This window comes from Embleya sp. NPDC020630 (genome assembly GCF_044334985.1).
Taxonomy (GTDB): domain Bacteria; phylum Actinomycetota; class Actinomycetes; order Streptomycetales; family Streptomycetaceae; genus Embleya.
Genome location: NZ_JBIRUB010000014.1, coordinates 191,000 through 213,047, shown reverse-complemented (window position 1 = coordinate 213,047; position 22,048 = coordinate 191,000). Strand labels below are relative to the sequence as shown.

The 22,048-nt window shown below is 70.6% G+C and carries 21 protein-coding genes and 3 pseudogenes; 12 read left to right on the top strand and 12 right to left on the bottom strand.

The genetic code is table 11. From position 1 onward, the window contains the following. The 3 genes and pseudogenes from ACH4XV_RS35650 to ACH4XV_RS35640 all read right to left on the bottom strand — a co-directional run. Positions 1–187 (bottom strand): annotated as a pseudogene (locus ACH4XV_RS35650) (hypothetical protein); the annotation flags it as partial. 77 nt (positions 188–264) lie between these two features. Further along, on the bottom strand, positions 265–1,077 hold the full coding sequence (locus ACH4XV_RS35645; protein ID WP_395796546.1) for a universal stress protein: 813 nt from the start codon (positions 1,075–1,077) through the stop codon (positions 265–267). A 180-nt stretch (positions 1,078–1,257) separates the two neighbouring features. Then, positions 1,258–2,928, bottom strand: coding sequence for a GAF domain-containing protein (locus ACH4XV_RS35640; protein WP_395796555.1), 1,671 nt, complete (start codon positions 2,926–2,928; stop codon positions 1,258–1,260). Between the two features lie 265 nt (positions 2,929–3,193). On the opposite strand from ACH4XV_RS35640, the gene ACH4XV_RS35635 reads away from it, so the two are divergent. Both ACH4XV_RS35635 and ACH4XV_RS35630 read left to right on the top strand, forming a co-directional pair. Beyond that, a complete protein-coding gene (locus tag ACH4XV_RS35635; protein WP_395796544.1) occupies positions 3,194–3,712 on the top strand; it encodes a universal stress protein in 519 nt (172 codons plus the stop codon). Next, positions 3,709–4,146 (top strand): CBS domain-containing protein, encoded by a 438-nt coding sequence (locus ACH4XV_RS35630; RefSeq protein ID WP_395796542.1) that lies wholly within the window; start codon positions 3,709–3,711, stop codon positions 4,144–4,146. The genes ACH4XV_RS35635 and ACH4XV_RS35630 overlap by 4 nt, the downstream gene beginning before the upstream one ends. Before the next feature lie 250 nt (positions 4,147–4,396). On the opposite strand, the gene ACH4XV_RS35625 is transcribed toward ACH4XV_RS35630, so the two are convergent. Together ACH4XV_RS35625 and ACH4XV_RS35620 are read right to left on the bottom strand one after the other, a co-directional pair. Further along, positions 4,397–5,092, bottom strand: a complete 696-nt coding sequence (locus tag ACH4XV_RS35625; protein ID WP_395796540.1) for a CBS domain-containing protein — start codon at positions 5,090–5,092, stop codon at positions 4,397–4,399. After that, complete coding sequence (locus ACH4XV_RS35620; RefSeq protein WP_395796538.1) at positions 5,089–5,619, bottom strand: flavodoxin domain-containing protein; 531 nt, start codon at positions 5,617–5,619, stop codon at positions 5,089–5,091. Before ACH4XV_RS35620 ends, ACH4XV_RS35625 begins: the two co-directional genes overlap by 4 nt. 263 nt (positions 5,620–5,882) lie before the next feature. Between ACH4XV_RS35620 and ACH4XV_RS35615 the strand changes: the two genes are divergently transcribed. From ACH4XV_RS35615 to ACH4XV_RS35595, 5 genes are all read left to right on the top strand, one after another. Continuing rightward, positions 5,883–6,536 (top strand): hypothetical protein, encoded by a 654-nt coding sequence (locus tag ACH4XV_RS35615; protein WP_395796536.1) that lies wholly within the window; start codon positions 5,883–5,885, stop codon positions 6,534–6,536. Positions 6,537–6,816: 280 nt separating this feature from the next. Next, positions 6,817–9,081, top strand: coding sequence for a formate C-acetyltransferase (gene pflB, locus ACH4XV_RS35610; protein WP_395796534.1), 2,265 nt, complete (start codon positions 6,817–6,819; stop codon positions 9,079–9,081). Positions 9,082–9,086: 5 nt separating this feature from the next. Next, complete coding sequence (gene pflA / locus ACH4XV_RS35605) at positions 9,087–9,866, top strand: pyruvate formate-lyase-activating protein (RefSeq protein ID WP_395796532.1); 780 nt, start codon at positions 9,087–9,089, stop codon at positions 9,864–9,866. Positions 9,867–9,965: 99 nt separating this feature from the next. Next, the gene (locus ACH4XV_RS35600) at positions 9,966–10,472 is read left to right on the top strand and encodes a hypothetical protein (protein WP_395796530.1); all 507 of its coding nucleotides are present in this window, start codon (positions 9,966–9,968) and stop codon (positions 10,470–10,472) included. Between the two features lie 125 nt (positions 10,473–10,597). Continuing rightward, positions 10,598–11,452, top strand: a complete 855-nt coding sequence (locus tag ACH4XV_RS35595) for a universal stress protein (protein ID WP_395796528.1) — start codon at positions 10,598–10,600, stop codon at positions 11,450–11,452. A gap of 76 nt (positions 11,453–11,528) precedes the next feature. On the opposite strand, the gene ACH4XV_RS35590 is transcribed toward ACH4XV_RS35595, so the two are convergent. The 3 genes from ACH4XV_RS35590 to ACH4XV_RS35580 all read right to left on the bottom strand — a co-directional run bounded on the left by ACH4XV_RS35590 (position 11,529) and on the right by ACH4XV_RS35580 (position 13,789). Further along, the gene (locus ACH4XV_RS35590) at positions 11,529–12,437 is read right to left on the bottom strand and encodes a universal stress protein (RefSeq protein WP_395796526.1); all 909 of its coding nucleotides are present in this window, start codon (positions 12,435–12,437) and stop codon (positions 11,529–11,531) included. Positions 12,438–12,606: 169 nt separating this feature from the next. Beyond that, entirely contained in the window at positions 12,607–13,077 is a 471-nt protein-coding gene (locus ACH4XV_RS35585; protein ID WP_395796524.1) for a Crp/Fnr family transcriptional regulator, read from the bottom strand. Between the two features lie 10 nt (positions 13,078–13,087). Further along, entirely contained in the window at positions 13,088–13,789 is a 702-nt protein-coding gene (locus tag ACH4XV_RS35580; protein ID WP_395796522.1) for a CBS domain-containing protein, read from the bottom strand. A 141-nt stretch (positions 13,790–13,930) separates the two neighbouring features. Here ACH4XV_RS35580 and ACH4XV_RS35575 point away from each other — a divergent pair. Continuing rightward, positions 13,931–14,381, top strand: a pseudogene (locus ACH4XV_RS35575) (response regulator transcription factor); the annotation flags it as partial. Positions 14,382–14,406: 25 nt separating this feature from the next. Here ACH4XV_RS35575 and ACH4XV_RS35570 read toward each other — a convergent pair. From ACH4XV_RS35570 to ACH4XV_RS35560, 3 genes are read right to left on the bottom strand one after another with little or no spacing between them, the layout of a single operon-like run. After that, entirely contained in the window at positions 14,407–15,219 is an 813-nt protein-coding gene (locus ACH4XV_RS35570; protein WP_395796520.1) for an FAD:protein FMN transferase, read from the bottom strand. Continuing rightward, positions 15,212–15,664 carry an FMN-binding protein gene (locus ACH4XV_RS35565; protein WP_395796518.1) on the bottom strand — a complete coding sequence of 151 codons (453 nt, stop codon included), beginning with the start codon at positions 15,662–15,664 and terminating at the stop codon, positions 15,212–15,214. The genes ACH4XV_RS35570 and ACH4XV_RS35565 overlap by 8 nt, the downstream gene beginning before the upstream one ends. Positions 15,665–15,689: 25 nt before the next feature. Then, entirely contained in the window at positions 15,690–17,036 is a 1,347-nt protein-coding gene (locus tag ACH4XV_RS35560) for a ferric reductase-like transmembrane domain-containing protein (protein ID WP_395796516.1), read from the bottom strand. 152 nt (positions 17,037–17,188) lie between these two features. Between ACH4XV_RS35560 and ACH4XV_RS35555 the strand changes: the two genes are divergently transcribed. Then, complete coding sequence (locus ACH4XV_RS35555) at positions 17,189–17,923, top strand: response regulator transcription factor (RefSeq protein ID WP_395796514.1); 735 nt, start codon at positions 17,189–17,191, stop codon at positions 17,921–17,923. Further along, positions 17,920–19,353, top strand: a complete 1,434-nt coding sequence (locus ACH4XV_RS35550) for a sensor histidine kinase (protein ID WP_395796513.1) — start codon at positions 17,920–17,922, stop codon at positions 19,351–19,353. The genes ACH4XV_RS35555 and ACH4XV_RS35550 overlap by 4 nt, the downstream gene beginning before the upstream one ends. Positions 19,354–19,443: 90 nt before the next feature. On the opposite strand, the pseudogene ACH4XV_RS35545 reads toward ACH4XV_RS35550, so the two are convergent. Beyond that, positions 19,444–19,623, bottom strand: a pseudogene (locus ACH4XV_RS35545) (Hsp20/alpha crystallin family protein); the annotation flags it as partial. A gap of 285 nt (positions 19,624–19,908) precedes the next feature. Here ACH4XV_RS35545 and ACH4XV_RS35540 point away from each other — a divergent pair. Then, entirely contained in the window at positions 19,909–20,952 is a 1,044-nt protein-coding gene (locus tag ACH4XV_RS35540; protein ID WP_395796511.1) for an alcohol dehydrogenase catalytic domain-containing protein, read from the top strand. A 50-nt stretch (positions 20,953–21,002) separates the two neighbouring features. Beyond that, positions 21,003–22,019, top strand: coding sequence for a type I glyceraldehyde-3-phosphate dehydrogenase (gene gap, locus ACH4XV_RS35535; RefSeq protein WP_395796509.1), 1,017 nt, complete (start codon positions 21,003–21,005; stop codon positions 22,017–22,019). Positions 22,020–22,048 lie beyond the last annotated feature (29 nt).

The following is a 22,048-nucleotide window of genomic DNA, read 5'->3' as shown; positions in this document are numbered from 1 at the left end:
CCCACAGGAATACGAAGCCCAGCAGGATACGCAGGCCCGCCACGGCGACATCGGCCGCGCGGACCACGGCGATCGCCGGGGACCCGGCCACGACGACGGATCCGGTCTCGTCCCTCCGGGGCGCTGAGGCGGAGTGGCGGGGCAGGTGCAGGCGCGAGGACAGTCGGTGGTCGTGTGCGGTTGCCATGTCGGGTTCCCTCCCTGGTGGCGCCGGGCCCGGTGCCCGACGCTCGGCCGCCGACGTGCGCTGCCGGGCCGTTGACATCAATCTCCCGTGATCCCGGCGGCCGCCCCAGGGCCGACAGGCCCGAACGACCGGGTCCAACAGCCGGTTGCCGCCGGGACGTTGCCGGTGAAGCGCACGAACCCACGGCAACGAAAGAGCGGTCGCCCCCGAGGCATCGGCGACGACCGCCCCGGATCGCGGCCCGGGACCACCAGGTCCGCCTCGCCGGAGGCCTCCACCAGCGCCTGACTCGCGCCTTCGCGCACAACCGGCGGGATCGCGTTCAGCGCACACACCCGCAGATGCCGCAACTGAGCTTCTTCATAGGCGGCTTCCACTGCGGGACCACAATCCGAGCCCTCGACACCCACCACCACCAGGCCCTCACCAAAACCGTGCGCTCGGGACGCGACCTCGTGCCTGTCGCGCACCACCAGCAGGGGACAGGGCGTGTACGCGGCCACCGAAAGGCTGACCGAGCCCAGGAGCAGACCGGCCATCCGGCCGTGTCCGCGGCTGCCGAGCACCACGAGGCAGGCGTGTTCGGCGGAGGCGAGCAGGACCTCGTGCGCGGGGCCGCGACGGACCCGGGCGATGGTCCAGATCTGCGGGTGCAGGGCCCGTGCGTGGGCGACGGCCGCCTTCGTCGCCTCCTCGGCCTCCCGGCGCATCTGCATCACGTAGGCGTCGAGTTGACCATCGTCGGGCAGAGTCCAGGCGCTGACGATCTCCAATGGCAGATGCCGGTTCGCCGCCTCCAGAGCAGCCTGTGTGACGGCGGAGAGCGCGGCGGAGGAGCCGTCCACGCCGACGACCACGTGTCCGGTGGGAGGCGGTGGAATGGCGGACATGGACTCGTCCTTTCGAGAGGGGGCAACCGAGCGGGCGGCGTTGCCTTTTCGAGTCCATGTCAACGCATATCGCCTCCGCCACACAGGGGCCGATGGGCCCAGCGGTGGGGCCGAGCGACCCGATCGCGGGTGTGCGTCCGGCGTCCGACGACGCATCGCGACGAGCGATGTCGAATGCGGTCAACTCAGCGGGACGCGCCACTCCACGAGTGCGCCGCCGTCGGGCGCGGGGCCGAACGAGCATGTGCCGCCCAGTGATTCGGCCCGTTCTCGCATATTCCCCAGTCCGCTGTCGCGGGCCGGGGCGGCAGGCGGACCGACGCCGTCGTCGCGTACCCGAAGGCGCACATGTTTGTCGTCGGTCTCCACGTGTACCTCGACGCGGGTCGCGTGTGCGTGGCGGGCGGCGTTGGCGAGTGCCTCGCGCAGGACCGCGATCAGGTGGACGGCGATGGGTTCGGGGACTGAGGTGTCCAGGAGGCCGTCGACGCGCAGGGTCGGGGCGAAGCCGAGGACTTCGGTGGCGGCGTCGACTTCGCGCAGGCAGCGTGAGCGCAGTCCGGTACCGGTGTCGCGGTCGCGGGCCTTGAGGGAGAAGATCGTGGAGCGGATGACCTTGATGGTGTCGTCGAGGGCGTCCACGGCGGATTCGACGCGCTCCAGGGCTTCGGGGTGGTCGATGAAGCGGGTGGCGCTTTGCAGGGTCATGCCGGTGGCGAACAGTCGTTGGATGGCGAGGTCGTGCAGGTCGCGGGCGATGCGGTCGCGGTCCTTCAGCACCGTCAACAACTCCGCGTCGCGGCGCCGCTCGGCGATCTCCAAGGCCAGCGCGGCGTGGTCGGCGAAGCCGGTGACCATGCGCAGCACCGCGTCCGACAACTGCGGGCGATCCGCTCGATTGGCGACCTGGAGCACACCGCGGATGCTGTCGGGGGTGCCGAGCGGCAGCAGGAACGCCGAGCCCAGATCGAGTTCGACGGTTTGAGCCACGACCGCGCCGGGGTCGTGGCTGAGGGTGTTGGTGACGATGGTCTCGCCAGAGCCGAACACCTTGCCCATCAGGGTGCTCTCCCCGGACAGGACGAGACCGCGAACGCCGTCCGCGAGGGGGCCCGAGGCGGCCTCCACCACCAGGTCGTCGCTGCCGGCCACCGGCACCGCCAGAGTCACCAGATCGGCGTCGGCCATCTCGCGAATGGTCGTGGTGAACGAGCGCAGCACGTCGGCGGGGGCGTCGCCGGAGAGCAGGCTTCGGGTCAGGTCCGAACTCGCCGCCAACCATCGTTCGCGGCGGCGGACGTCGTCGTACAGGCGTGCGTTGTCGATGGCGACGCCGGCCGCTGCGGCGAGGGTGCGCAGGACTGCTTCGTCATCGTCGTCGAAGTCTGCGCCGCCGCGTTTTTCGGTGAGATAGAGGTTGCCGAAGACGGTGTCGCGGATGCGGATCGGCACGCCGACGAAGGAGTTCATGGGCGGGTGACCGGGCGGGAAGCCGAACGAGTCGGGGTGTTCGGAAAGGTCGTGCAGGCGTAGCGGGTGTGGATCGCGGATGATCAGGCCGAGGATGCCCCGCCCGGTGGGAAACGGGCCGATGCGCAGGATCGTCTCGGGGTCCATGCCCACGGGCAGGAACCGGGCCAGTCGTTCCTCGTCGCCGATCACCCCGAGGGCGCCGTATTCGGCGTCGACCAGCGACACCGCCGACTCCACGATTCTCCGGAGCACGGTCTCCAGGTCCAGATCGCTGCCCACCGACAGCACGGCCTCCAGCAGCCCGTTGACCCGATCCCGGGCCGAACGCACCACCTCCACGTGTGCCTGGAGCTCGTCCAGCAGCTCGTCCAGGCGCATGCGGGGCAGAGCCGGTCGCTCGTCCGACGCCACAACCGCTCCCCAGGTGTCGAAGATTGTCTAAACGCTTCTTGTGCTCATCGTGTCAAACCATGCCCCTCCCGTCTCGTCTTCGCCGGATGGAAGGCGGGTGGCTCCGGTTGACGACATCTCCCGCAGGGCCGAACGACCCTGGAGAAGTCCCTGCGAGGGGGCCGGGAGACCCTGTGCGGGCCGTACGAGGCGGAGCAGGGTTGGGGGTGTACCTCTCGTCGAGGAGGAACCCATGGACACGCGCCCGTCGCAGAACCGGCCGCCGTGTGTGGTCGTCGGACTGAACCCGGACCCGTCGATCAATCGCGGGTCCGTCGGGTGGGGTGCTCACGAGGCGGGTCTGCGCGGCGCCGTGCTGCACCTCGTGTACGCCTGGGAACCGGCGCCCGTGCACCGCGCGCCCTACGCGCCGATGCACACCCTCGTCGACCCGACCGAGCGGCGTCGACAGGTCCGCGAGCTGCTCGACGCGGCGGAGCAGGCCGCATACCACCTCCGGCCGGACCTCTTGGTGGTCCGGCGGCCGATCGAGGGGCCGACCGTGCCGGCGCTGCTCGGCGCGGCGCGCGAGGCCGCCCTGCGGGTCCTGGGCAGCCGGCCCCGTTACGAGGATCGGCGCCCTCTCGGACCCGTCACACGCGAGTGCCTGCGTTGCGCACGCTGTCCGGTGGTCACCGTCGGTGTCGCGCCGGACGAGGAGGATCGCCGCCCGACTCCGGTGGCGACACACACGACAGGAGTAACGCCATGACCGAGACGACGCAGTCCGTTCAGGACACGAGTCCGCGCATCCCGACCGTGCGCGAGGTGATGCATGGGCCGGTGGTCTCGGTGGCTGCCGAGGACACGTTGTGGGTGGTGATGGACAACATGATCACCACTCGGCTGCACCACGTCTGCGTCCTCGACGGGGATCGGGCCCTGGGCCTGATCAGCGACCGCGATCTGGCCGCCGTCTGGACCCTGGACCCGCTGGGCCTCAAGCAGCACACCGCCGGACGCGTCGTCGCAGACACCGAGACGACCTTCGTCTCCCCCGACACCGACGTGGTGACCGCGGGTGAGCAGTTGCTCAGGCATCGCCGCGACGCGCTGCTCGTCGTCGACGCCGGTGGCGTGGCACTCGGGGTTCTCACCGACCGTGACCTGCTGACCGTTCTCCTGGGGCTGCACCGCCCACGGTGACCGGCACGGACGTCCGCGACGTTCCACAATGGAGTCGAGCCCGACCCCCGGGGGAGGGCCGTGTCGACATCGCCCAGGGCCAGACTCGGCCTCGAACGCCGGGTCCACGCGGAGGTGTACATGACAGAGCTGCGCCAGGGCAACGAGGGTCAACGGACCTGAGAACGGGGCCCGAGGCGCACCCACCGGCGCCCCGAGCCGGCCGACGGCCCGGTAAGCATCGGTGGTTGCGCGTCGCGGGCCTCTTGGTCTACCACCCTTCGACACATCCGCGCGTCGATGTGCCGAAGGGGCGTTCGGGACCGTGGGCGTGGGTGAGTTCGTGGGTGACCTGTTCGACGCCGTCCACGGCGGCGCACAGCCGTACCACGACGTCGACGAGGGTGGGGTGGTCGACCTCGCCGGTGAGATGTACGACGGCGTCGTGGACCTCGACCTCGATCGTTCCGGGATCCAGGCACAACGCCTCGCCGAGAATCTCGCGCTCGATCTCCGTGCGGATCTCCGCGTCCGACCGCACGAGGGCGCCCAGCAGGTCGCAGCGGCTGACGATGCCCACCAGCCGCCCGGAGCGGTCCACCACCGGCAGGCGCTTGACGTGGTGGCGGTCCATCAGCCGAGCCGCCCGCAGAGTGCTCGCGGTTGCTGCCACGGTGATCACCGGCGCCGTCATCAACCCGCGGGCGGTGAGCGCCTCGTCGGGTGGTGATGCCTCGCGTTCCCGTGCCCAGTCCCGCCGTGTCCGCGACGTCCCGGTGCCGGCGACGCGCGCGTGCAGCAGGTCCGCCTCCGAGACGATCCCGAGCAGCCGATGGGCGTCGTCCACCACCGGAAGCGCACTGACCTGCCACGTCTCCAGCACCCCGGCGATGTCACGGAAGCGGGCGCCGGAGCCGATGGTGACGACGTCACGGGTCATCACGTCCCCGATCGTGCCGTGTGTCATGTCGTACCTCCCGACGCAGGCGCCTGCGGAACGAGTTCGGCGGCGATGCTGTCGGCCCACGCCTCGATCTCGGCCCAGTCCCGGAAATCGCCGTAGTGCCCCCCTGCCGCGCGGAAGAACAACCGACGGCGTAGAGAGAGGTCCTTGCGGGCGATGGCGCCGGCGAAGCGGTGGTGATCGTGCACCTTCGCGACGGCGGAGATCTTGTCTACGCTCTCGGGTGTGGGAGCGTGGCGCTCGAAGCCCCCTCCGAGCGTGCGGGTCAACCCGACGTCGAACAGCCAGACCGGGCGATCGGCGAGTTCTACGCAGTGCTCGTTGACGAACGTGGTGGCGACCGGTAGCCAGGCGCCACCGTGGATGGCGCTGCCGAGGACGCAGGCATCGAACGAGGACAGGTCCTCGATCTTGTCCATCGGGCCGACCCGCGCGTGCAGACCTCGCCGGCGCAGGCGCTCTCCGATGTGGTGGGCGATTGCCCGCGTGCTGCCGTGCATGCTCGCGTACGCGATGAGGACGTTCACCATGTCACCTCCCCGGGGCACCCTCAGCATGCGACCGCCGTCGACGGTGTGACAGGGCCGCGTTGCCCGGCGTCCGGGGGCCGTTCGGCCCGGATACATCACGCCTCCTGGTTTCGCCACCCGGTTCGCCACCCGGAGTGGACCAGCGCACGGTGGCTCGAATGACGGGCGCACGGGCTCGAACGAGTCATCTCCAGAGCGACGTTCGGCCCTTCTGCGGGGCTCTCGTCGGCAGGCAGGCTGGGACGCGACCCAGGGGAGGGATCATGCGTCGACGAAGCCTGAAGATCGTGATAACCGAGTCGCACACGGGCGGCTGCGAACCGGTCGCGAGCGAGCTGACCGCGGCCGGGCACAGGGTGCTGCGCTGCCATGGGGAATCGGCGGTCGGTAGCGAAGCACCGTGTGTGGCCTGGACGGCGGGGGGCGGCTGCCCACTGATCGCACCGGACGTCGACGTCGTCGTGGACGTGCGTACCGAGGTCGGGCCGCAGACGGTACGCGAGCAGGGCGTGATGTGCGCGCTCGTGGCCGGTGTCCCGCTGGTGATCTGCGGGCCTGCCGACACCCTCGGCGGGACAGGCGCACTGTCGCGTGCGGACGTGGTGTGTGGGCGGGCGGACGTCGAGGCCGCGTGCCACCGCGCGTTCTCCCCGGTCGGGCCCACCGCGCACCGGGTGGTGGCGCGAGCGGTGTCCCGCGCGCTCGCCGGGGTGACCGCGCCCGCCGACGTGCACGTCGACCTGACGGCGCGCGAGAGCGTCGTCGTCGCCGACATCACGGTCGCCGCCTCCCCGACGGCCACCGCCTTCCGTCGTGTACGCGGTGCGGTCCGGACGGCCCTCGCGCCCTTCACCCCGGCCTGGCCGTATGTCCCGGTGACGCTGTACTACCGCGCCCCCGAGACCCGGCGCGAGTGATCCGGTCGGACGCCTCGCAAGTCCGCTCGGACCCGGCCGTTTTCCGCGCGAGCGGCTCCAACGGCCCTGCCGAAATCCTTGGAGGCGGAGGAGTGCCGGGCCCGACCGTCCCTGCACGATGTCGGGCGCGTCGCCTCCGAAAAGGGCACGCTCGACACGCCCCCGGGGCAGGGTCGTTCGGCAGGGTCGGCCGGGCCGTCCGCCCCTGCCCGGCGCGGTGGGAGGCGGCCAGTGTGTGAGGTGTCGAGATCGAGTCGATCGAGTCCATCGAGAGGCCACCATGACGACCACCACCACATCCCCCGCGGACGTCGACCTCGCGCCCTGGCGCGACTTCCGCCCCGGGGCCTGGCAACACGCCATCGACGTCCGCGACTTCATCCACACCAACCACATGCCCTACACCGGCGACGCGGACTTCCTGTGCGAGGCCACCGCACGCACGCGTGCGGTGTGGGAGCGGGTGTCGGCACTGTTCCCCGAGGAGCGCCGCAAGGGCGTGCTCGACGTGGACACCGCGACGCCCTCCACGATCACCTCGCACGCCCCCGGCTGGATCGACCGCGACCGGGAGTTGATCGTCGGCCTGCAGACCGACGCACCGCTCAAGCGGGCCATCATGCCGGGCGGCGGGCTGCGCATGGTCGAGAGCGGCCTGCGCGCCTACGGCTACGAGATGGACCCGTTCGTCCGCGCGGTGTTCGGTACCTACCGCAAGACCCACAACGACGCCGTCTTCGACGCGTACACCCCCGAGATCCTGCGGGCCCGCCGAGCGGGTCTGATCACCGGGCTCCCGGACGCCTACGGCCGGGGACGGATCATCGGCGACTACCGGCGCGTGGCCCTGTACGGCGTGGACCGCCTGATCGAGGCCAAGCGGGCCGCGCGCGGCGCCCTGGATCCGCTGCCCGCCACCGGCGAGGTGATCCGCGATCGGGAGGAACTGGCCGAACAGGTGCGCGCCCTGGCCGAGTTGAAGGAGATGGCCGCGACCTACGGCTGCGACGTCGCCCGCCCCGCGGCCACCGCGCACGAGGCCGTGCAGTGGCTGTACCTGGCCTACCTGGCCGCGACCAAGGAGCAGAACGGCGCCGCGATGTCGCTCGGCCGCACCTCCACGTTCCTGGACGTCTACCTGGAGCGCGACCTGCGCGAGGGCCGCATCGACGAGAGCCGCGCCCAGGAGCTGATCGACGACTTCGTGATCAAGCTGCGGATCATCCGCTTCCTGCGCACCCCCGAGTACGACGCGCTGTTCTCCGGCGACCCCACCTGGGTCACCGAATCCCTCGGCGGGATCGGCACCGACGGGCGTCCGCTGGTTTCGCGCACCTCCTTCCGCTACCTGCGGACCCTGTACAACCTGGGACCCGCGCCCGAGCCGAACCTGACCGTGCTGTGGTCGCCGCGACTGCCGCTCGCCTTCAGGCGCTACTGCGCACAGGTCTCGATCGACACCAGCTCGATCCAGTACGAATCCGACGACCTGATGCGCCCGCGTACCGGGGACGACACCGCGATCGCGTGCTGCGTGTCGGCGATGGCCGTGGGCAAGGACATGCAGTTCTTCGGCGCCCGGGTCAACCTCGCCAAGGCCCTGCTGTACGCGATCAACGGCGGCCGGGACGAGATCAGCGGCGAACAGGTCGGTCCGAAGTCCCTTCCGCTGACCGGCGATCGACTCGATCCGGCCGAACTCGACGCGGCGTTCGACCACGTCCTGGACTGGCTGGCGGGCGTCTATGTCGACGCGCTCAACATCATCCACCACATGCACGACAAGTACGCCTACGAGCGCCTGGAGATGGCGCTGCACGACCACCCCGTACACCGCACCATGGCCTGCGGCATCGCCGGACTCTCGGTGGTCGCGGACAGCCTCTCGGCGGTTCGGTACGCGGGAGTCGAGGTGATCCGCGACCCGGACACCGGCCTGGCCGTGGACTACCGCGTCCTGGGGGAGTATCCCGCGTTCGGCAACAACGACGATCGCGCCGACGCGATCGCGGTCGACCTGGTGCGCTCCTTCCTGCTCAAACTGCGCCGCCACCCCACCTATCGGGATGCCGAGCACACGTTGTCGGTGCTGACCATCACCTCCAACGTGGTCTACGGCAAGCACACCGGCAACACCCCCGACGGGCGTCGCGCCGGTACACCGTTCGCGCCGGGGGCCAACCCGATGAACGGCCGCGACCGGCACGGCATGGCCGCCTCCGCGCTGTCGGTGGCCAAGATCCCCTACGAGTGGGCCCGTGACGGCATCTCGCTCACCTCGACCGTGACCCCGGAGGGACTCGGCCACGACCCGACCGAGCGCGCCGACAACCTGGTGGGCCTGCTCGACGGCTACTTCGCCTCCGGCGGCTTCCACATGAACGTCAACGTGCTCGACCGGGCCACGCTCACCGACGCCATGGCACACCCCGAGCGGTACCCGAACCTGACCATCCGCGTCTCCGGATACGCGGTCCGCTTCGTCCGCCTGACCCGCGAGCAGCAGCTCGACGTGATCGGCCGGACCTTCCACGAGGCCCGGTGATCACGATGCGACAGGTCCCGGGCCCGACCATGCACGGCGCCCGCCCCCGCAACCTCGGCGACATCGGGCTGGTGCACTCGTGGGACATGTCCACGGGTGTGGACGGGCCCGGGACCCGCTTCGTGCTCTTCGTGAATGGCTGCCCGCTGCGCTGCCTGTACTGCGCCAACCCGGACACCTGGCACCTGCGCGACGGCCGGCGCACGGACGTCGATGAGGTCATGGACAGGATCGAGGCATGCCGGGACTTCCTGCGCGCGAGCGGCGGGGGCGTCACGATCACCGGCGGTGAACCCCTGCTCCAGGCCCCGTTCGTCGAGACGGTGCTGCGCCGCTGTCGCGAACTGGGCCTGCACACCGCGCTGGACACCTCCGGATACCTCGGGGCCCGTGCCGGCGATCGCCTGTTGTCCGCGACCGACCTCGTCCTGCTCGACATCAAGTCCTTCGACCCCGACGCCTACCGACGACTCACCGGCCGCGAACTCGCGCCCACCCTCGCGTTCGCCCGACGCCTGGCCGATCTCGGCATCCCTGTGTGGCTGCGCTTCGTGCTGGTCCCGGGGCTGACCGAGGATCCCGCGATGATCGACGAACTGGCGGCGTTCGCAGCGGGGTTGGGCAACGTCGAACGCGTCGACGTGCTGCCCTTCCACAAACTCGGCGCCGCCAAGTACGACGACCTGGGCATCACTTTCCCGTTGCGAGACACGCCACTGCCGCAGGTCGGACTGGTCGAGCGTGTCCGCGCGCGGTTCCGCGCGCACGGACTGCGCGCCCACTGACCGGAAACGGCGGCCCGGAACCACCATCGGGATCGGGAACACAACGGCGCGTGCGAGCGTGACCGGTACACCGCACGCACGCCGAGGGTCGGGGGAGCCATGGCCGCGTCCGAGGTCACCGTCGCGTGGATCACCGCAGGCGGCACACTCACCGGCGCCGTGGCAGGCGCCGCCGCGATGCGATTCGGGGCGATGGCCACGGTGCGCGCCGCGGTGGTCCACGAGGTGCACCAGGCGGAAACCGACCTGAGTACGTTCCTGACTCCGTTCCTTGACCTGCGTCGGCGAGTCGCGCCGGTCGCGGCCTCGATGACCGTCGGACCGTCCTGGCAGCGCCTGGCACCGATGGTCCCCACCACCGTGCCACCGTGGTGTCTGCTCGCCGACAACGCGCCCAGCCTGCTCGTGATGCCCGGCGAGGTCGCCCGCTGCGCTGCCGCGGTGGACGACGAAGTGCTCGCTCACCAAGCCCGGTCCGAGCCCACGCTCAATGCGTACGGGCAGGCTGCGGTAAGGGAGTTGGCCAATGCACTCGATCGGCTGATCCGAGCCTTTCCACCGGCCTTCAAGCGGCACGTACGCGCCGGGATGGGCACGATCCGTTGACGTGGGTCTCGGCACCGGACGGGTCGGTCGGGCCCCTGCGCAGGGCCGGTCGGCCCTGTCCGACATCCGCGATGAGCGGGACGGTGGGACCGGACGCCATCCACCCGCGCGAATGGAGAAGTGACATGGATCGGACACCGCTCGTCGTCGCGGCGACCGACGGTTCGCCCGAGGCGACCGCCGCCGTGATCGAGGCCGCCGACGAAACCGCCCGTCTGGACGCGGAGTTGGAGATCGTGTTCGTCTGGGAAGTATTGGCGCGCGGGCGGCACGCCGGCTGCGGCAAGGCGCTGAGCGACCACGTCGAACGGATCCGTCGGGAGGCCGTAGCCGTCGCACGTTCGCGGCAGCCTGCGATCGGGATGCGCTCCTCGGTGGTGCACGACGTTCCCGTCGCCGGATTGCTGGAGGTGGCCAAGCGGGCCGATCTGCTGGTCATGGGAAGCCGCGGGCACGGCGCGGTCGGCGGGATCCTGCTCGGGTCGGTGAGTTTGGCCCTGGCCGGTCGGGCGCCCTGTCCCGTTCTGGTGGTGCGCACCCGGGTGGCGGCCGGGCGGCCCGTGGTGGTGGGCGTCGTCGACGAAGACAGCCGGCCCGCGCTGGAGTATGCCTTCGCCAAGGCCCGAGCGCGCGAGGTGGGTCTGATCGCGGTGCACGCCTGGAACTTCCCCGAGATCCCGCGAGCGCTGCGGGAAGCGCAGGGAGCCGAGACGCCCTACCGCCAGGCCGAGGAGTTCGCGCGGCAGATGCTTGTGAACGTCATGTCGCCGCTTCGGGAAGCCAACCCGCAGGTGAAGGTCGAGGAACGCGTCGTACAGGGGAGTGCCGGCGCCGCGCTGGTCTCGGCGTCGCGGGACGCGGGTCTGGTCGTGGTCGGGCGGCATTCCTCACCGCGCCACTTCGGGCCCCGTCTGGGGCACGCGCCGATCGCCCTGCTGCACCACGCGCACGCGCCGCTCCTGGTCGTGCCGTCGGACTGAGTCCGCGGCCGAACGTGTCGAGACCGCCGGGTGGTTCGCCACCCGGCGGTCTCGGTGTATACCCGATCGGGACGAGTCAGTCGACGGGGATCAGCAGGACCGGTGCCTTGCTGTGGTGCAGCAGGACGTGGGCGACATGGCCGAGATTGGGCCCGAAGCGGCCGTGGCGGCGGTGGGCGGCCAGGACGATCAGGTCGGCCTCGTCGGTGGCGTCCAAAAGCGCGTGAGCGGGGATGTCGCACACGACCTGCTCGGTGACGGACACCTCGGGATACTTGTCCACGAACGGGGACAGGGCCGCGCCGAGCGTGGCCTCGGCGGCCCGGTGGCCTTCGTCGCCGGACCACAGCGGAGCGGCGTAGGGCGCCGCGGGGGACAGCGGCGGCGTCCACGCGTGCACCGCGCGAAGGGGCACGCCGCGCGCCTGTGCCGCGGCGAACGCGGCCTCGACGGCGGGGTGGCAGTCGAAGTCGGAGATGCCCACCACGACCGTGCCCGGCTCGTCCGCCGGGGCGTTGGTGTCTCGCGCGTGGACGACGAGGACCGGGCACCGCGAGACGGCGGCCACGGACAGCGAGACCGAACCCAGCAACAGGCCGACGAAGCCACCCCGGCCGCGATTGCCGAGGACGACGAGCGCCGCACGCTCGCCGGCCTCCTCCAGGGTGGGGATGGTCGGGGCGAGGGTGACCGTGTTGACGATGACCAGGTCGGGGTACCGCCGACGGGCCCGATCGGCCGCCTCGGCGACCAGGATCTCCGCCTCGCTTCGTAACTGCGCGGCGTATCCGTCCTCTTCGCGGGTCGGAGCCCATTCGACGACGTGCAGTACCTCCAGCGGTACGTGTCGCAGCGCCGCTTCGTCGGCGGCCCGGTCGGTCGCGAGGTCCGAGATCGGGGAACCGTCGACGCCCACGACGACGTGACCGCGCACGGTCGTGTCGTCGGCACCTGCGGTTGGGTGGGACGAAATGTTGTCGTTCATGTCGAACTCCCGGGATCGAGTGAATAGGGGGAATACCGGCGGGGCGTGATCTCGCCTCGCGTGTGTGCGCTGCGCGGAGTGCCAACGGTTGCCGGAGCACGGCCGTGTCGTCGGCCCTGGGCATGCCGCGGGCCCCGGATATCCAAGCCATTCCGGAGCCTGCGTGAACTCAGCCCTCTGCGGGATCGTCGTTCGTCGAGTGGTGGGGTCCGTACAGGTTCAGCAGTCGCAGTCGACTCGCCTGGAGGCGGCCGGCGATCACCTGCGCGCAGGCGAGGGTGATCGCTCGGCCGAAGGCCGGGTCGCGCTCGCATTCGGCCCGCACCGCGCCCGCGTCGAACTCCACGGCCCGGACGGTGCCGACGGCCCGGCCGCCCAGGTGCCAACGGTAGGGCGGGAACAGCCAGCTCCAGCCCACGAGTTCGCCCGGACCCAGCGTCTCGACGGTTGCCGCGGGCCCGCCGGGGACGTGTACGTCAAGGCACACGGAGCCGCCCTCGACGAGCCAGAAGGTGCGGGCCGGTCGGTCCTCCTCGAACAGGCGGGTACCCGGCTCGAAGGTGACCGGCCTGCCGAATGCCAGGAGCCGATCGAGGTGTTCCTTGGGGATGCGGCCGACGCGGCCAAAGGCGTGGAACACGGTGTCCTCCTCAACGGCCGGGCGAGCGGCGGGCGAAGTGCGCCGGGCCGGGCCTGATGTGGCTGTCGTCGAAGTCGAAGGTCAGGGTGTGGGTCACGCTCTCGACGCCGTCGACGGCGCGGCACAGGCGCACCACGATGTCGATGAGGCTGCGGTTGTCGACCGCCCCGGACAGGCACACCACCGCGTCGCGCACGTCCACCACGATCGTGCCGGGTTCCAGCCACAGCGCGCTGCGCAGGACGTCGTGCTCGATCTCGGTCCGGATGTCCTCGTCCGGACGCAGGAAGGTGCGCAGCAGGTCGCAGCGGCTGACGATGCCGATCAGGCGGCCCTGGGTGTCGACCACCGGGAGGCGCTTGACGTGGTGGCGTTCCATCAGACGCGCGCCCTGGAGGGTGCCGGCGGTGGGTTCCACGCTCACCACGGGAGTGGTCATCAGCTCGTGGGCCGTGTGGCCCTCGCCCTTGGTGTGTCGGTTGGCCAGTCGGCGCAGGCCCGGCAGGAGGTGGGTGTCCTCGGCCTGCTCCACCTGGGCGCGCAGGAGGTCCGCCTCCGAGACGATGCCCAGGATTCGCCGCTCGTCGTCGACGACCGGCAGGGCGCTGATCCGCCGGGCGTCCAATGTGGCGACGATTTCCTGGAACTCGGCGTCGGGCCCCACGGTGACCACGTCACGGGTCATGACGTCCTCGATCTTGCGTTGCAACATGCGAACCCCCTGGTCGATATGCGGCGAGTCACCGAGGCTTCGACGGCGACGTTCTCGGTCGGACACCATGAGCGTGTCGCCGTTTCGGGTGCCGTGGCAGGGCCGCGTTGCCCGGATGCCCCGGGCCGTTCGACCCGGGGCATCCGCACCGCCGATCTCGAGGGGGCGTTCGGCGGCGGGTGTGGTGACCATCGGTACCACGAGATCGTCCGTCGCGGCCCGGCCGACCTGCTCGGCGCCGAGGCGGACATCGAGATCGTCGGCGAATCGGCGTCCGCCCTCGAAGCGATGCGACGAATACCCGCCCTGCGCGGTCCGAGAGGTCGCCGCCGGCCGCTCGCTCCTGGATCCGGCGATCACCACCAAGGTCCTCGACCGCGTCCGCACCGGAACACGCGAGGACCCGCGCGTGGCGTCGCTCTCCGACCGGGAACGCCGGATCTTCGACCTGGTCGCCGAGGGCCTGACCAACCGCCAGATCGCCGAGCGCCTGCACCTGGCGGAGAAGACCGTCAAGGACTACGTCTCCACGATGCCGCACAAACCCGGCTTCGAACGCCGCGTCCAGGCCGCGGTCTTCGCCGGCACCCTGCCGCACCGCGCGTCCGTTCGACCGATCATTGCCTCGAGCCAACCGATGGCGCCGGACGTAGTCCCACTCCGGTCGAACAGCGCGCTCCGAACCCGCTGGTCGCCCACGTCCGGTCGAGCGTGACCACCGCGAATGCCTCGTAGCCGCACAGACGTTCGATCCACGCGTGCGCGGTGTCGCCCATCGCGGAGGCGGCCGTCGCGTAGGCGTCGACACGAGTGAGGTCGGAGCCGATCACGGTGATCGAGGCGGGACCTTGGGCGGCGAGACCGGTGTGCCGGTCGAGGATGTGGCCGCCGCGTTCGGCCGTGCCCGAGGTGGCGATCGCGAGTTCCCGTCCCCTGACGACGGTGCACAGTTCGCCGTCCCGCAGCGGGTGGGCGATCCCGATGCACCAGGGTTCACCGGGTTCCGGTTCGCCCCTCACGCGTATGTCACCCCCTCCGTTCACGCATGTGTTCCGGGCTCCGGCGTCGGCGAGCAAACGACTGGCGTGCTCGATCGCCCAGCCCTTGACGAGCCCGGAGGGATCGAGCCGGCCCGAGGCTTCGGCACTGAACCAACCGCCGCTCAGATCGCTCACCTCGCCACACAGGTCGAGCACGTCGGCCACGTCCGGTGGACAGTCGGCGAGCGTGATCTCGCCTCGGTCGAGGCGAGTGATCGCGCTGTCGGTGCGGTAGGTGGAGAAAACCTCGTCCACCGAGTGCAGCCACGTGATCGCCTGGTTCAGCGCCTCCCGTACCTGGCGGGTGGGCAGATCGCGGATGTCGAAGGAGAACACGGTGCCCATGACGTGTTCGACGTGGTGCAGACGACGCTGCGCGAGGTCAACCATGTGCCTGGTCCAGCGCGCTCTGAAGGGACTGCATATAGCCCTTGCTGGTGTAGGTGGCCCCGGAGACTGTGTGGATGCGCGCACTCTGCGCGGCCAACGCCTCCCGAGTCAGAGTGGGCACCGAGCGAGCGGCGATCTGCCGGTCACGGCCGTTGTCGTCGGGGGTCCGCAGGACGCGTACATCCGTGATCCTGCCGTCGACGAGCGTGACGGCGACCTGGACCGGGCCGTACCGCGTGTCGATCACATCGCCGGTGAACGTGCCGCTGCGGGTGCTCGACACGCCCTGTGGAGTGGGAGGCCCAGCGGATGTCCCGGGTGAGCCGGCTGCGGGTTCCGTGCCCAAGGACGCGGAACCCGACGGCGGCTCGTGGTGGGGTTTGAGGGACAGCAACAGGATGATGCCGGCGATGGTGGAAACGGTGCTGAGGAGCACACGACGCATGAACGACTCCTCGGAGACGGATGGTTCAGAAGGCGAACGACTCGTGATGGATAAGCCGCCGCGAAACGCCCGCGTCGCGGAGCGCGGAGATCGCGGCGGCGACCATCCCGGGCGGTCCACAGACGTAGACGTCGTGCGCGACCAGGTCGGGAACCAGGGCGGTCAGGCTTCGGGCGGTGAGCCCGCCCGCCGTGTCGACGACGTAGTGCACCCGAGCGTGTCGGGCGGCGGCGATGGCGTCCAATTCGGCGCGCAGCGCCAGATCCTCGGTGCGCCGGGCCCGATAGATCAGTGTCACCTGCCCGGGAAGGGTCTCGAACAAGGCCCGTAGCGGGGTGATGCCCATGCCACCGGCCAGCAGCAACACCCGGGGCGCGGTCCGGCGGGCCGCGGTGAACGCGCCGTACGGGCCCTCCGCCCATACGCGCGTCCCGGGCGTCAGCCGCGCAAGGGCCGCGCTGTGCGCGCCGACGGCCTTGACGGTGATGCGCAGGCCGGCGGGGTGGGCGGGCGCGGAGAGCGAGTACGGATTGGCGGTCCACCACAGACCGCGGGTCAGAAACCGCCATCGCAGGAACTGGCCCGATTCGCCGCCGAGTTCCATCAGATGCCGCCCGGTGAGGTGGACCGAGACCACTCCCGGAGTCTCGGGAGACACGGCCACGACCCGCAACCGATGACGCAGGGCGCGACGCATCGGCGTCAGGAACCGGTACCAGAGCACCAGCGCCGCGACGGCCGCGTAGAGCGCGTACCAGCCGGCGCGGGCCGGTGTGCTGCCGACGAAGTCCGCACCGTTGGCGAGCATGTGGCCGAAGACCATGAACACCGCCAGGTAGGTGACGAAGTGCAGGTAGTGCCAGGTCTCGTAGGACAATCGGCGACGGGCCGCGCGAGCCGAGACGACGCCGGTGCCCAGCAACAGCAGGAACCCGAGTGTGCCCTTCAGCATTTCCGGATAATCGAACACCAGGGTGCCCGTCTGGTGGACGACATCGGTGTGCGCGGCGAGCGAGTAGCCGACCACGATCAGCAGGGTGTGCGCCACGGCCAGACACACGGTGTATCGGCCGCCCATGGCATGCCAACGCGCCAATCGATCCGACCCGATGTGGTGGTCGAGCAGGGGTACGCGCGCCATCAGCGCCAGAAGGACCGCGCACGCGTAGCCGGCCAACAGCCCCGTAATGCGCCCTGCGTCGGTGATCCAGCCCGCGGGACCGATCACGGCCGGGGTGTCGACCCACCACAGACCCACCACCGCGACGGCTCCGCCGATGATCAGCGCCCGAGCCGCGCCCGGAACCGCGCGGCGCAGCGGATGGGGGGCGAACCCCGGTTTCGGACGGGTGCGATACAGCGTGTGGCTCACGAGGACTCCTCTCCGCCCGGCGGTGGGTGGCCAGCCTCGCAACGCAACCTCTGAACATCCTCTGAACAGCCCAAAGCGGCGCGGATTCAGAGGAAACTCAGAGGCGCGCCGCCGGCGGGAGAACGTCGATCACACGCGATGCTGGTGAGATCATGGAGAACCCGAATACGCCCTCCCCGCTGCGCCGGCCCGACGGGCAGCCGGTGCGGATCCTCGTCGTGGACGACGAGCCGGACCTGACCGACGTCTTGTCGAGCGCACTGCGCTACGAGGGCTGCGAGGTGCGCACCGCAGGGGACGGCGCCGCCGCCCTGGCGTCGGCGCGGACCTTTCGCCCCGACGCGATCGTCCTGGACTGGATGCTGCCCGACACCGACGGCGTTACCCTCCTGCGTGCCTTGCGCGCGGAACTGGAACGGGTGTGCGTGCTCTTTCTGACCGCGCGTGACGCGGTGGAGGATCGCATCGCCGGGATCACCGCGGGCGGCGACGACTACGTCACCAAACCCTTCAGCCTCGAAGAGGTACTGGCCCGACTCCGGGGATTGCTCAGGCGCGCCGGGATGGCCCGCGAGGCCGGCGGCGACCGACTGGTGGTCGGTGATCTGGTACTCGATCAGGAGGCCCGCGAGGTGACCAGGGCGGGCTCCGTGATCGAACTCTCCCGCACCGAGTTCGAACTCCTGCGCTATCTGATGCGCAACCCCCGACGCGTCCTGTCCAAAGCGCAGATCCTGGACCGGGTGTGGTCCTACGACTTCGGCGGCCAGGCACACGTGGTCGAGCTGTACATCAGCTATCTGCGCAAGAAGGTGGACGCCGGACGAAGCCCGCTGATTCACACCGTGCGCGGGGTCGGCTACGTACTCAAGCCGGAGCAGACGTGAACAGGCGCGGCCCGCGATGGCCACGCACCCTACGCAGCAGACTCACCGCCGCCCTGGTGCTCCTGCTCGCGGTCGCGTGCCTGGCCGTCGGCGTGGCCACCGTGGTCGCGCTGGAAGGATTCCTCAAGGATCGGCTGGACCGGCAACTGCACGATGCGGGAGGCAGGTTCGCCGCCGGCCTGGAGCGCTCGACCCGGCCCGGCGGCGACGGTCGACCCGATACCCGAGGTCAGGCCGAGGGCACACTGGGCGCGCGCCTGCTGAACGGACGAACCACCGCCGCGGCGGTGGTCAGCCGGGACGGACAACGCGAGCCGGTTCTCACCGAAGGCGACCGGCGGGCGCTGGCCGAGGTTCCGGTCGACGGCCGACCGCACGATCTGCGGATCCGCGGCCTGGGCCGATACCGGGTCCTCGCCATGCCCGGTCAGGACGGCGACGTGCTGATCACCGGCCTGCCGCTGCACGAGATCGAGGAGACGGTGCACCACCTGGAGGCCATCGAGGTGCTGGTCTTCGGGGCGGCTCTGGTGATCACCGGACTGGTCGCCGCGTTCTGGGTGCGCCTGTCGCTGCGCCCGTTGCGCGAGGTCGTCGATACCGCGACCCGCGTGGCGGAACTGCCGTTGGCCGGCGGGGAGGTGGCGATGCCCGCGCCGATCCCCGACACCGATCCGCGCACCGAGGTCGGCCGGGTCGGCGTCGCCCTCAACCGGATGCTGGGGCACGTGGGCGACGCGCTGGCCCGCCGACAGGCCAGTGAGCAACGCCTGCGGCACTTCGCCGCGGATGCCAGTCACGAATTGCGCACCCCGGTCGCGAGCGTGCGCGGTCACGCCGAACTCGCCCTGCGCCACCCCGGACCGATGCCGTCGCAGGTCCGTCACTCCCTGGAACGCATCCAGGCCGAATCGCAGCGCATGAGCGCACTCGTCGACGATCTGCTACTGCTCGCCCGACTGGACGCCGGTCGCCCGCTCGTACACGAAACGGTGGACCTCACCCGCCTGGTACTCGATGCCACGAGCGATGCCCGCGCGGCCGGCCCCGAACATCACTGGGTCTTGGACGTGCCCGACGAGCCGGTGACGGTCACCGGTGACGAACACCGCCTCCAGCAGGTGATTGCCAACCTCCTCACCAACGCCCGGGTCCACACCCCGCCCGGAACCGAGGTGACGGTACGCCTCGGCGCCGACGCCACACACGTCGAACTGGGTGTGTCGGACGACGGTCCCGGCGTGCCGATCGCCGCCAGAGCGCACATCTTCGGCCGCTTCACCCGCGCCGATCCCGGACGTTCGCGTGCCACGGGGTCGACCGGACTGGGCCTGGCCATCGTCAAGGCGGTCGTCGGCGCACACGGCGGAACCGTCGCGTTGACCGATCGGCGGGGGTGTACCGAGTTCCTGGTACGACTGCCCCGTTGACCGATAGTCGAGCGGTTGCCGGCGCGACAGTTCCGAAACGCGAACCGGTCGCAGACCTCGTCGAGGCCTGCGACCGGTGATCCGACGCACCTACTTGCCGGTGCTCACGGAAATCTTGCGGCTCTCGTGCTTGTCCTCGTGGAGCGGGACGGCGACGGTCAGGATGCCGTCCTTGTAGTCAGCCTTGATCTCGCTCTCCTTGGTACCGACCGGGAGCCGGACGCTGCGGCGCGCGGAACCGTACCGGAACTCCGTGTGGTGCTTGCCCTCGTTCTCCTCGACGTTCGGCGTGAATGGTGAGGACGCCGGAGGTCACGGTCAGCTGGAGGTCCTTGCCCGGGTCGATACCGGTCAGTTCCCGTGCCGTTGGGTCCGACGACGAGAGAGACGCCCCTCCGGTTGCGATCGTCGAGCGCCCGCCACGAGCGCCGCAACCCGGACGACGTCATGTCGGTCGGCCCCCTCGGCCGGGCCACTCGGCCCTATCACGGTCGTCCGCGCGTTGTGACGCTGAGGTGGAGAGCGTTGGCGCTCATGTTCCGAAAGGTGGACGTCATGAAAGCCCTGACCTACCACGGCGCCGGACTTCACCGCTGGGAGGAGGTGCCCGCGCCCGCCGTTCGCGACCCTCAGGACGCGGTGGTTCGCGTGGACGCCGTCACCATCTGCGGCACCGACCTGCACATCCTCGAAGGCGACGTGCCCGAGGTGGCCGCCGGTCGGATCCTCGGGCACGAAGCCGTCGGCACGATCACCGAAGTCGGCCCCGGCGTACGCGGCTTCGTCCGCGGTGACCGGGTGCTCGTGTCGTGCATCTCCTCGTGTGGACGTTGTCGCAACTGCCGTGCGGGTGCCTACGGTCAGTGCTCGGGGGGCGGCGGCTGGGTACTGGGTCACCTGATCGACGGGACCCAGGCCGAGTACGTGCGCGTGCCGTTCGCGGACACCTCCCTCTACCGGCTCCCGGACGCCGTCGGGGACGAGCAGGCCCTGATGCTCGCCGACATCTTGCCCACCTCGTACGAGGTCGGCGTGCGCAACGGTCAGGTGTCCCCCGGCGACACCGTGGTCATCGTCGGAGCCGGCCCCATCGGCTTGGCCGCCATCACCACCGCCCGGCTGTTCACCCCCTCCCGCATCATCGTCGTCGACCCTGCGCCCGCACGGCGCGACGCCGCGAAGGCGTTCGGGGCCGACGCCGTCCTCGACCTCCCCGAGGCCACGCCCGACACCCTGTGCTCGCTCACCACGGACGGGCAGGGCGCGCATGTGGCCATCGAGGCCGTCGGCGTGCCCGAGTCCTTCGAACTGTGCACCCGCCTGGTCCGCGCCGGCGGGCACGTCGCCAACGTCGGCGTGCACGGCCGACCCGCCACCCTGCACCTCGAAGACCTGTGGATCCGCGACCTCACCCTCACCACCGGCCTGGTCGACACCACCAGCACACCGCTGCTCCTGGACCTGCTCGCCGAGGGTCGACTGGGCACGGAAGGACTGGTCACCCACCGGTTCGGTCTCGACGAGATGCCGACCGCCTACGACGTCTTCTCCCGCGCGGCGGAGACCGGCGCGCTCAAGGTCGCCCTCTTCCGCACCTGAACACCACCTTGTTCCAGCCGCGTTCCACGAGATCCGAGGAGGATCCCGCGATGACCGTACGAGTGGGAATCAACGGCTTCGGCCGGATCGGCCGCAACTACCTGCGGGCCGTCCTGGGCCGCGCCGACGCCGGCACGACACCCGTCGAGGTGGCGGCGATCAACGACATCGCCCCCGCCGCCACGCTCGCCCACCTGCTCGAGTACGACTCCACCTACGGCACCCTCGCCCGCGCGGTCGAGGCCGACGGCGACACGATCCTCGTCGACGGCGTCCCGATCGCCGTCACCGCCCACCGGGACCCGGCGGCCCTGGACTGGGACGCGGCAGGCGTCGACATCGTGATCGAGGCCACCGGCCGCTTCCGTACCCGCGAGTACGCAGCGACGCACCTGAAGTCCGGCGCGGCCAAGGTCCTGCTGTCGGCGCCCGGCCGAGGGATCGACGCCACGATCGTGATGGGCGTCAACGAGGGCGACTACGACCCGGACACCGACCACGTCGTCTCCGCCGCCTCCTGCACCACCAACTGTGTCGTCCCGATGGTCAAGGTCCTGCACGACGCCTTCGGCATCGACCGCGGCCTGATGACCACCATCCACGGCTACACCAACGACCAGTCCCTGCTCGACGCACCCCACAAGGATCTGCGCCGGGCCCGCTCGGCCGCGCTGAGCATGATCCCCACCAGCACCGGCGCGGCCCGCTCGGTGGGTCTGGTCCTGCCGGAGCTGGCCGGCGCCCTGGACGGCATCTCGGTCCGCGTGCCCGTCGAGGACGGCTCACTCACCGACCTGGCCCTGATCCTGCGCCGCCCGACCGACGCCGCGGGCGTCAACGCCGCGTTCGAGGCGGCGGCGGATGGCCCGCTGCGCGGCATCCTGCGGGTCTCGCACGTGCCGATCGTCTCCCGCGACGTGATCGGCGACCCGCACTCGTGCGTCGTCGACGCCGAACTCACCCAGGTCAACGGCAACTTGGTGAAGGTCTTCGGCTGGTACGACAACGAATGGGGTTACACCAACCGCCTGCTCGACCTGACCGAGTACGTCGCCCACCGCCTCTGACCCCGGACCCACACGATCACGCAGGAAGG

What these genes read in the sequence shown, in the direction of transcription:
- ACH4XV_RS35590 (WP_395796526.1), bottom strand. Translation starts at nt 12,437, where the DNA reads ATGAACGACAACATTTCGTCCCACCCAACCGCAGGTGCCGACGACACG.
- pflB (WP_395796534.1), top strand. Translation starts at nt 6,817, where the DNA reads ATGACGACCACCACCACATCCCCCGCGGACGTCGACCTCGCGCCCTGG.
- ACH4XV_RS35580 (WP_395796522.1), bottom strand. Translation starts at nt 13,789, where the DNA reads ATGTTGCAACGCAAGATCGAGGACGTCATGACCCGTGACGTGGTCACC.
- ACH4XV_RS35595 (WP_395796528.1), top strand. Translation starts at nt 10,598, where the DNA reads ATGGATCGGACACCGCTCGTCGTCGCGGCGACCGACGGTTCGCCCGAG.
- ACH4XV_RS35625 (WP_395796540.1), bottom strand. Translation starts at nt 5,092, where the DNA reads ATGACACACGGCACGATCGGGGACGTGATGACCCGTGACGTCGTCACC.
- ACH4XV_RS35540 (WP_395796511.1), top strand. Translation starts at nt 19,909, where the DNA reads ATGAAAGCCCTGACCTACCACGGCGCCGGACTTCACCGCTGGGAGGAG.
- ACH4XV_RS35615 (WP_395796536.1), top strand. Translation starts at nt 5,883, where the DNA reads ATGCGTCGACGAAGCCTGAAGATCGTGATAACCGAGTCGCACACGGGC.
- ACH4XV_RS35640 (WP_395796555.1), bottom strand. Translation starts at nt 2,928, where the DNA reads ATGCGCCTGGACGAGCTGCTGGACGAGCTCCAGGCACACGTGGAGGTG.
- gap (WP_395796509.1), top strand. Translation starts at nt 21,003, where the DNA reads ATGACCGTACGAGTGGGAATCAACGGCTTCGGCCGGATCGGCCGCAAC.
- ACH4XV_RS35565 (WP_395796518.1), bottom strand. Translation starts at nt 15,664, where the DNA reads ATGCGTCGTGTGCTCCTCAGCACCGTTTCCACCATCGCCGGCATCATC.
- pflA (WP_395796532.1), top strand. Translation starts at nt 9,087, where the DNA reads ATGCGACAGGTCCCGGGCCCGACCATGCACGGCGCCCGCCCCCGCAAC.
- ACH4XV_RS35570 (WP_395796520.1), bottom strand. Translation starts at nt 15,219, where the DNA reads ATGGTTGACCTCGCGCAGCGTCGTCTGCACCACGTCGAACACGTCATG.
- ACH4XV_RS35555 (WP_395796514.1), top strand. Translation starts at nt 17,189, where the DNA reads ATGGAGAACCCGAATACGCCCTCCCCGCTGCGCCGGCCCGACGGGCAG.
- ACH4XV_RS35645 (WP_395796546.1), bottom strand. Translation starts at nt 1,077, where the DNA reads ATGTCCGCCATTCCACCGCCTCCCACCGGACACGTGGTCGTCGGCGTG.
- ACH4XV_RS35600 (WP_395796530.1), top strand. Translation starts at nt 9,966, where the DNA reads ATGGCCGCGTCCGAGGTCACCGTCGCGTGGATCACCGCAGGCGGCACA.
- ACH4XV_RS35630 (WP_395796542.1), top strand. Translation starts at nt 3,709, where the DNA reads ATGACCGAGACGACGCAGTCCGTTCAGGACACGAGTCCGCGCATCCCG.
- ACH4XV_RS35635 (WP_395796544.1), top strand. Translation starts at nt 3,194, where the DNA reads ATGGACACGCGCCCGTCGCAGAACCGGCCGCCGTGTGTGGTCGTCGGA.
- ACH4XV_RS35620 (WP_395796538.1), bottom strand. Translation starts at nt 5,619, where the DNA reads ATGGTGAACGTCCTCATCGCGTACGCGAGCATGCACGGCAGCACGCGG.